Raw genomic sequence first — 6,549 nt, 5'->3', positions numbered from 1 at the left:
GCGAGGCCATCGCCGCGCTTGCCCAATGCGTGACCGAGCACGAAGGGACCAAACGGGTCGAGCTTTGAGCGTCTCAGCGGCGCTGAAACAGCTTCTCGATGTCGGTGAGCTTCAACTCGACATAGGTGGGGCGGCCGTGATTGCACTGGCCGGAGAACGGGGTCTGCTCCATGTCGCGGAGCAACGCGTTCATCTCCTGCGGCGATAGGCGCCGTCCGGCGCGCACGCTGCCGTGGCAGGCCATGGTGGACAGCACGTGATCCAAGCGATCACTCAGGATCCGGGCGCCGTCGCCGTCCTCGGCTTCCATGAGCGTGCCGGCGAGATCGACGAGCAATCCCTTGACGTCGCAGGTGCCGAGCAGCGCCGGCACCTCGCGCACCGCGACCGGTCCGGGCGCCGAACGCTCGATGACCAAGCCCAAGCGCTCAAGCTCGTCCGAAGCCGCAAGCAGCGCCGCTGTGGCATCCGCATCGAGCTCGACCACGTCGGGGATGAGCAGCATCTGCCGGTTGATGCCGCCATTGGCGAGCGCCCCTTTGAGCCGCTCATAGACGAGCCGCTCATGGGCGGCGTGCTGATCCACGATGACCAGCGCATCGCCGGTCTCGGCGATGATAAAGGTGTCCTGCACTTGCGCCCGGGCCGCACCCAGCGGGTATGAGGGCGGCGTCTCGTCTTCGGCGGCTGCGCCGCGCATGTCGGCGGACGGCGCCGCGACCCCTTCGAGCGGGGCCTGGTCCCGGTCGGCGAAGCCCCCCTGCCGGGGGCGGACATAGCTCTGATAGCTCCCCGCGCCTGAGGGCGGCGACGGCATCGCCGAAGGCGGCGCCATGCGGTTCAGCGCATCTTGAGCGAGGCTTCCCGTGGCGCGGTGACCCGCGGCGCCCAAAGCATCCCGGAGCGCGCCGATCAGCAAGGACCGTACGCCGTTGGCGTCGCGGAAACGAAGCTCCGTCTTGGCGGGATGGACGTTCACGTCCACCTCGTCCGGCGGCACGTCCAGGAACAGCACCAGCATGGGATAACGGCCGCGCGGCACCAAATCTCCATAGGCGGCGCGCACCGTGCCGGCGATGAGCTTGTCGCGCACCGGACGCCCATTGACGACGAGATAGATGTTGAGCCCGTTCGGACGGTGCAACGTCGGCAGCCCGGCAAAGCCTTCGACGGCGACCGCGCCGCGCGACGCCGACACGGCAAGCGCATCCTCCACGAAATCCGCACCGAGAATACGGCCGAGCCGCGCCAGCCCGTGGTCGAGCAGACCCGGCGCGCTCGCCTCGAGGCGCAGCGTGGTGCGGTCTCCGGTGGTGAGAGAAAACGCGATCTCGGGATGGGCGAGCGCCAGACGCTTGACCTGATCGGAGATCGCCGCGGCTTCCGCGCGCTCGGACTTCATGAATTTGAGCCGCGCGGGCGTGGCGTAGAAAAGGTCGCGCACCTCGACCTCGGTGCCGGCCGCACGGGCCGCCGGTTTCAATGGGGCTTTGCGGCCGCCGTCGACGGAGATCTGGAAGGCCTCCTTAGCGTCCTGTGCGCGGCTGGTGATGGAGAGCCTGGCCACGGCGCCGATCGAAGGCAGCGCCTCGCCCCGGAAACCCAAGGTCAGAATGTGCGAGAGGTCGTCGCCGGCGAGCTTTGAGGTGGCATGGCGCTCGATCGCAAGTTCGAGGTCCGGCGCGCCCATGCCGGCGCCGTCATCGGCCACGCGGATGAGCTGCAAGCCGCCGGCCGTGGCGGTCACGTCGATCCGGAACGCGCCCGCATCGATCGCGTTCTCCACCAGCTCCTTGACGACGCTGGCCGGCCGCTCGACCACCTCACCCGCGGCAATGCGATTTATGAGGTTCGGCGGCAGCTGACGTATGGCCATGCCCTGCCTCCGTTCGCCACCGGGCCTAACGCCGGCGGAGCGGTCACTCTAGCCGATTCTACCGGGAGACGAGCCCTAGCCGGGGGCGCCGGTGGGGATGATTTCGGCCGGCTCGACGGGCTTGCCGACAATGGTGGTGATGAGCTGGTCGGCCGCCAGCAGGCGCTTGGCCACACGCTTGATGTCGTCCATGGTCACCGCCTCCACCAGCGCGTTGCGCTTGGTGATGTAGTCGATGCCGAGATCCTCGATCTGGATCCACAGAAGCTGGCTGGCGATGCTCGACGAGGACTCGAAGCGCAACGCATAAGCGCCGGTGAGATAGGACTTGGCGCTGTCCAGCTCCTCATCGCTCGGCCCCTGCTCCGCAAGCCGCAAGAGCTCGTCCTGAATCACGGTGAGAGACTGGCCGACCGCCTCGTTCTTGGTGGCGACATTGCCGACGAACACCGCGCCGTGCTGATAGGGATAAAGGTTGGAATAGACCGAATAGGCCAACCCCCGCTTCTCGCGCACCTCTTCCATGAGCCGCGATGAGAAGCCGCCGCCGCCGATGATGTAGTTCAGCACGTAAGCCGCAATGAAATCGTCGTCGTCCCGGGCGATGCCGCGATGGCCGAACTGCGCCACCGACTGGGGCACGTCCATGATGATGACCTCGCGGGTGGGGCCAAGCGGCGGGCGCGCCTCGGCCACCTGCACCAACTCCGAGCGTTCCGGCAGATCACCGAACAGCTGGTCGAGGGCCGGGCCGAGCTCTTCCGCGGTGATGTCGCCGACCACCGAGACCACGAGCTTGTCCCGAGCGAAGACGCGGCGGACATAGTCGTGCAGATCCTCGGAGGTGATGGCGGCGATGGAGGCCATGGTGCCCTTCACGGGGCGGCCATAGGGGTGATCGTGGAAGGCGAGCCGGTCCCAGGCCAGCGAGGCCACGGTCTCCGGATCATTCTCGTCGAATTTGAGCCCCGCCAGGATCTGCGCGCGAACGCGCTCGAGAGCGTCTTCATCGAAGCGCGGCTTCGACATGGCCAGCCGCACGAGATCGAAAACCTCGTCCTTGTTTTCGCTGAGCGTTTGGATGTTACCGAGCATAACGTCGCGGCCGGCATCGAACTCCATGCGCATGGCGAGTGCCTGCTCGCGCTCCTGGAAGGCGGAGGCGTCGAGCTCGCCCGCGCCCTCGTCCATCATGGAGGTGACGAAATAGGCTTGACCGTCCTTACCGGGCGCGTCCTGAGAGGCGCCGCCGACGAAAGCAAAGCGGATCGCGATCAGCGGATTGACGTGGCTCTCCACGAGCCAGGCCTTGATGCCGCCGGGACTCGTCACTTCCTGGATCTTCATTTTACTCCCTTGAGCCGCAGCGGGCGTGGCGCCGAGCGCAAACGCCGCCAGCAACGCGCACAGCCCCATGGTGCCGGCAAAAAGCGAAGAGCGAACCGTCATCCGCGCTTGCCGTCGCCGGCCGCCGCTTGCGCGGGCTTGTCGCCGATGCTGCTCGTATATTCGGGTTCCGGCTTGAGAATGCCTGTGACCGAGTTTGCCTCGACCAGATATTTTCGGGCCACGGCACGAATATCGTCCACGGTGACGGCCTTGAGGCGCTCGGGCCAGTCCTCCACATCCTCGATGCTCATCCCGACGGCGAGACGCCAGCCATATTGGCGGGCCATGCGGGAGATAGAATCGGAATTGTAGACGAACTCGGCAATCTGCGAGGCCCGGGCCCGATCAAGCTCGTCCTGGGTGACGCCCTTGTCACGCAGTTCTTGCACGACGCCCTCGATCGCCGCCTCCATCTCCTCGGCCGTGTGGGCCTCGCCGGCGATGGCGTAGAAACCGACCCGGCCGGAATCGCGGCCGGAGTCGCTGTACCAGCCGCCGGCGGAGGCCGCCGATTTCTGTTCCATGACCAGCCGCTTGTAGATGCGGCCAGTGGCGCCGTGAGCGGCAATCCGCGTCATGAGATCGAGCGCCTCGGCTTCGCCGGGCTCAGCGGAGGCATAGCTCGGAACCACATAGTAGCGCTGCACGGTGGTGCGGCCGGCGCGCGGGTCTTCCAAGGTTACCGTGACCGAGCCATCGTGCTCGGGTTCCCGCGGCCGCTCGCGCTTGATGGCCTCGCCTTGGCGCGGAATCTTGCCGAAGGTCTTCTCGGCGAGCGCCTTCACCTCGTCCGGCTCCACGTCGCCGGCGACGATGAGGATGGCGTTTTCGGGCGCATAGAAGCGGCGATAGAAGGCGAACGCATCGGCGCGGTCGAGTTCCTTCATCTCGTGCTCCCAGCCGATGATGGGGATGCCGTATGGATGGTTGCGGTAGAGCGCGGCCATCATCTGCTCTTGGAGGATGCTGCCGGGGTCGTTGTCGACACGGGAGCGGCGCTCCTCAAGGATGACATCACGCTCGGTGCGCACGTCCTCCTCGGACAGGCGCAGATTGGCCATGCGGTCCGCCTCCATCTCCATCACCGTGGCCAGCCGGTCCTTGGCCACGCGCTGGAAATAGGCCGTGACATCGTGATTGGTGAAGGCGTTATCGTCGCCGCCATTCCGGGCGATGATCTTGGAAAACTGTCCGGTGGGGATCTGGTCGGTGCCCTTGAACATCAAGTGCTCGAGGAAATGGGCGATGCCGGAGACGCCCGGCGGCTCGTCCGCGGCGCCAACCCTGTACCAGACCATCTGAGTCACCACGGGGGCGCGGTGATCCGGGATGACCACGACGTCCAGGCCATTGGCCAGGGTGAACTCGAAGGCTTTCTCCGAGGGGGCTTTTTCAGCGGCAACAGCAGCAACCGACATTATTAGGCTCATCAAGGCTACGACCAGGCCGGTCCGGAAGCGGAGCACAGCGGTCCATTGATCTAGCATCCATACCACCATTCAGCGAGGCCAGAGGATTGGAGACGCGGGCATTGGCGCGCGGGATGCTAATCTTAACAAGCCGCTACCCCATGCGCCAGATGTCGGGCCTCGGACCAGGTATTTCAAGAAAACTGGAGGTGCAAGATTGCGGCCAAACGCCGGAACGGCCGCTCCGGGCCGGAGGCTTGGTTAACGGCTTCCCTAGAATCCGGTGTTCCGATTCTCGCCGTCCGAGATGCTGTTGTAGCTGTCGGGTGTGGCGGGCCTGAAGGCCTCGTTGTTCTGATTAGGCAACGGCGCCTCAGGAACATGCGGTGCCGGGCGCGACTGAGCGACGCTGGTGTCGGGGATCCGGTCCGAGGCGTCCGGTTCCGGCACATCCGGGACGGCCTCCTCCACGGTCTCGTCGGTACCCAACCACTTATCGAGCAGCGTTTCCTTGCCCGCATAAGGATTGATGGGATCTGCCTCGATCTCAACCTCGGCCTGCTTGGCCTGCTTCTCCTCGACGATCCGCTTGCGCACCTTCTCCGGATCGTCCGGCCAGTCTTGGCGGTTCGCGGCCACGGAGACGCCCTCAGTGGGCTGGGGCAGTTTCTGGAGGTTCGGCGGCACCAAAAGCGGCGGACGCTCGCTCATGCGCACATCGGCTTCCTGGCGGTCGCCGGAGACGCCCATATAGTCGAAGACCTTGCCTTCGAACTCGACACCGCCGCAGCCGCCAAGAAGCGCCACGCAGCCAAGCATGGCGGCGAGCTTTGCGGCCCGGTTTGCAGCGGTTCTGGCGGTGACGTGCCCCAAAATTCCCCCTCGAATCCGGCAAGCCCGGATTTGTTTACATTTTGGAGGGGTTTCCGGCCTTTTTGTGACCCCCGAATATTGAGTCATACAGAAGTCCAATAACCCCGGCAACTATGGCCACGTCGGCGATATTGAAGACGTACCATTCGAAGCCGAAGGCGTGAAAAGCGTAGAAATCGGCCACCGCGCCATAAACCGCCCGGTCGATCGCATTCCCCAGAGCCCCGCCAATGATCAGCCCGATGGCAACGGCCGTCAGAGGCGCCGTGATGCGGGCGAGCCAAACAATGAGCGCCACGCTGGCGACGATGGCAAAGGCAATCAGCCCCAAGCGGCCCGCTGAGCTGTCCTGGGGCAAGAGCCCATAGCTGATGCCCTTGTTCCAAACCAAGACGAGGTCGAAGAACGGCGTCAGGGTAACTGTCTGCTTGGCGCCGATGTCATAGACATAAAGCATCCAGGCTTTGTTGGCCTGGTCGGCCACAAGCGTGAGCAGAGCCACAATAAGCCCGAGCGGCGAATAGGGTCCCCAAAGCCAGTGACGGAACATGGCGCGCTATCCCGTATGGCCGGTGCGCCGATCGTACTGGCGCACGGCCTCGGCATCGCGGGGCGAGAGCGTGGGGAACTCCGGATCAGCGCCCACGTCGGAGAGAATTTTCCAGGAGCGGGCGCATTTTTTGCCCTTGGCGCGCGCGAAGACCACGGCCACGTCCGGCACGTCCTCCAGCCGGAAGGCCTCTCGCGGTCCCTCCTCAGGGACAAGCGTCGCGCCGCTGGTGATGGCGATCTCGGCGAGATCGATGCCGCCAAGGGCCTCGCGCAAGTCTCGATCCGAGACATAGACTTTCGGCGCCGCTTCAAGGCTCGAGCCGATGCGGCCCTCTCTGCGCTCAATTTCCAGCGCGCCGGTGACGGCCCGGCGCACCTGGCGCACCTTCCGCCACTTCGTGGAGAGCGCCTCGTCGGCCCATTCGCCCGGCACGTCCGGGAACCGGCTCA

Annotated in this window: 5 protein-coding genes and 1 pseudogene; all 6 read right to left on the bottom strand. The window is 65.4% G+C overall.

Annotation, left to right across the window (positions count from 1 at the left end; translation table 11 throughout):
• Window positions 1-73: 73 nt before the first annotated feature.
• Window positions 74-1,876 (bottom strand): DNA mismatch repair endonuclease MutL, encoded by a 1,803-nt coding sequence (gene mutL, locus AUC71_RS13935; protein ID WP_069624719.1) that lies wholly within the window; start codon window positions 1,874-1,876, stop codon window positions 74-76.
• A gap of 75 nt (window positions 1,877-1,951) precedes the next feature.
• On the bottom strand, window positions 1,952-3,325 hold the full coding sequence (locus AUC71_RS13930; RefSeq protein ID WP_069624718.1) for a M16 family metallopeptidase: 1,374 nt from the start codon (window positions 3,323-3,325) through the stop codon (window positions 1,952-1,954).
• Complete coding sequence (locus AUC71_RS13925) at window positions 3,322-4,752, bottom strand: M16 family metallopeptidase (RefSeq protein WP_083238404.1); 1,431 nt, start codon at window positions 4,750-4,752, stop codon at window positions 3,322-3,324. The genes AUC71_RS13930 and AUC71_RS13925 overlap by 4 nt, the downstream gene beginning before the upstream one ends.
• 195 nt (window positions 4,753-4,947) lie before the next feature.
• Window positions 4,948-5,547, bottom strand: coding sequence for a hypothetical protein (locus AUC71_RS13920; protein ID WP_141701719.1), 600 nt, complete (start codon window positions 5,545-5,547; stop codon window positions 4,948-4,950).
• 34 nt (window positions 5,548-5,581) lie between these two features.
• Window positions 5,582-6,097: a signal peptidase II gene (lspA, locus tag AUC71_RS13915; protein WP_069624716.1), complete on the bottom strand. Its 516-nt coding sequence runs from the start codon at window positions 6,095-6,097 to the stop codon at window positions 5,582-5,584.
• Between the two features lie 6 nt (window positions 6,098-6,103).
• A pseudogene (gene ileS, locus AUC71_RS19745) lies at window positions 6,104-6,549 on the bottom strand (isoleucine--tRNA ligase); the annotation flags it as partial.

It is taken from the genome of Methyloceanibacter marginalis (assembly GCF_001723295.1).
Taxonomy (GTDB): domain Bacteria; phylum Pseudomonadota; class Alphaproteobacteria; order Rhizobiales; family Methyloligellaceae; genus Methyloceanibacter; species Methyloceanibacter marginalis.
The sequence above is the reverse complement of the archived record's forward strand: the minus strand, read 5'-3'. Positions and strand labels throughout refer to the sequence as shown.

What these genes read in the sequence shown, in the direction of transcription:
- AUC71_RS13925 (WP_083238404.1), bottom strand. Translation starts at nt 4,752, where the DNA reads ATGCTAGATCAATGGACCGCTGTGCTCCGCTTCCGGACCGGCCTGGTC.
- lspA (WP_069624716.1), bottom strand. Translation starts at nt 6,097, where the DNA reads ATGTTCCGTCACTGGCTTTGGGGACCCTATTCGCCGCTCGGGCTTATT.
- AUC71_RS13930 (WP_069624718.1), bottom strand. Translation starts at nt 3,325, where the DNA reads ATGACGGTTCGCTCTTCGCTTTTTGCCGGCACCATGGGGCTGTGCGCG.
- mutL (WP_069624719.1), bottom strand. Translation starts at nt 1,876, where the DNA reads ATGGCCATACGTCAGCTGCCGCCGAACCTCATAAATCGCATTGCCGCG.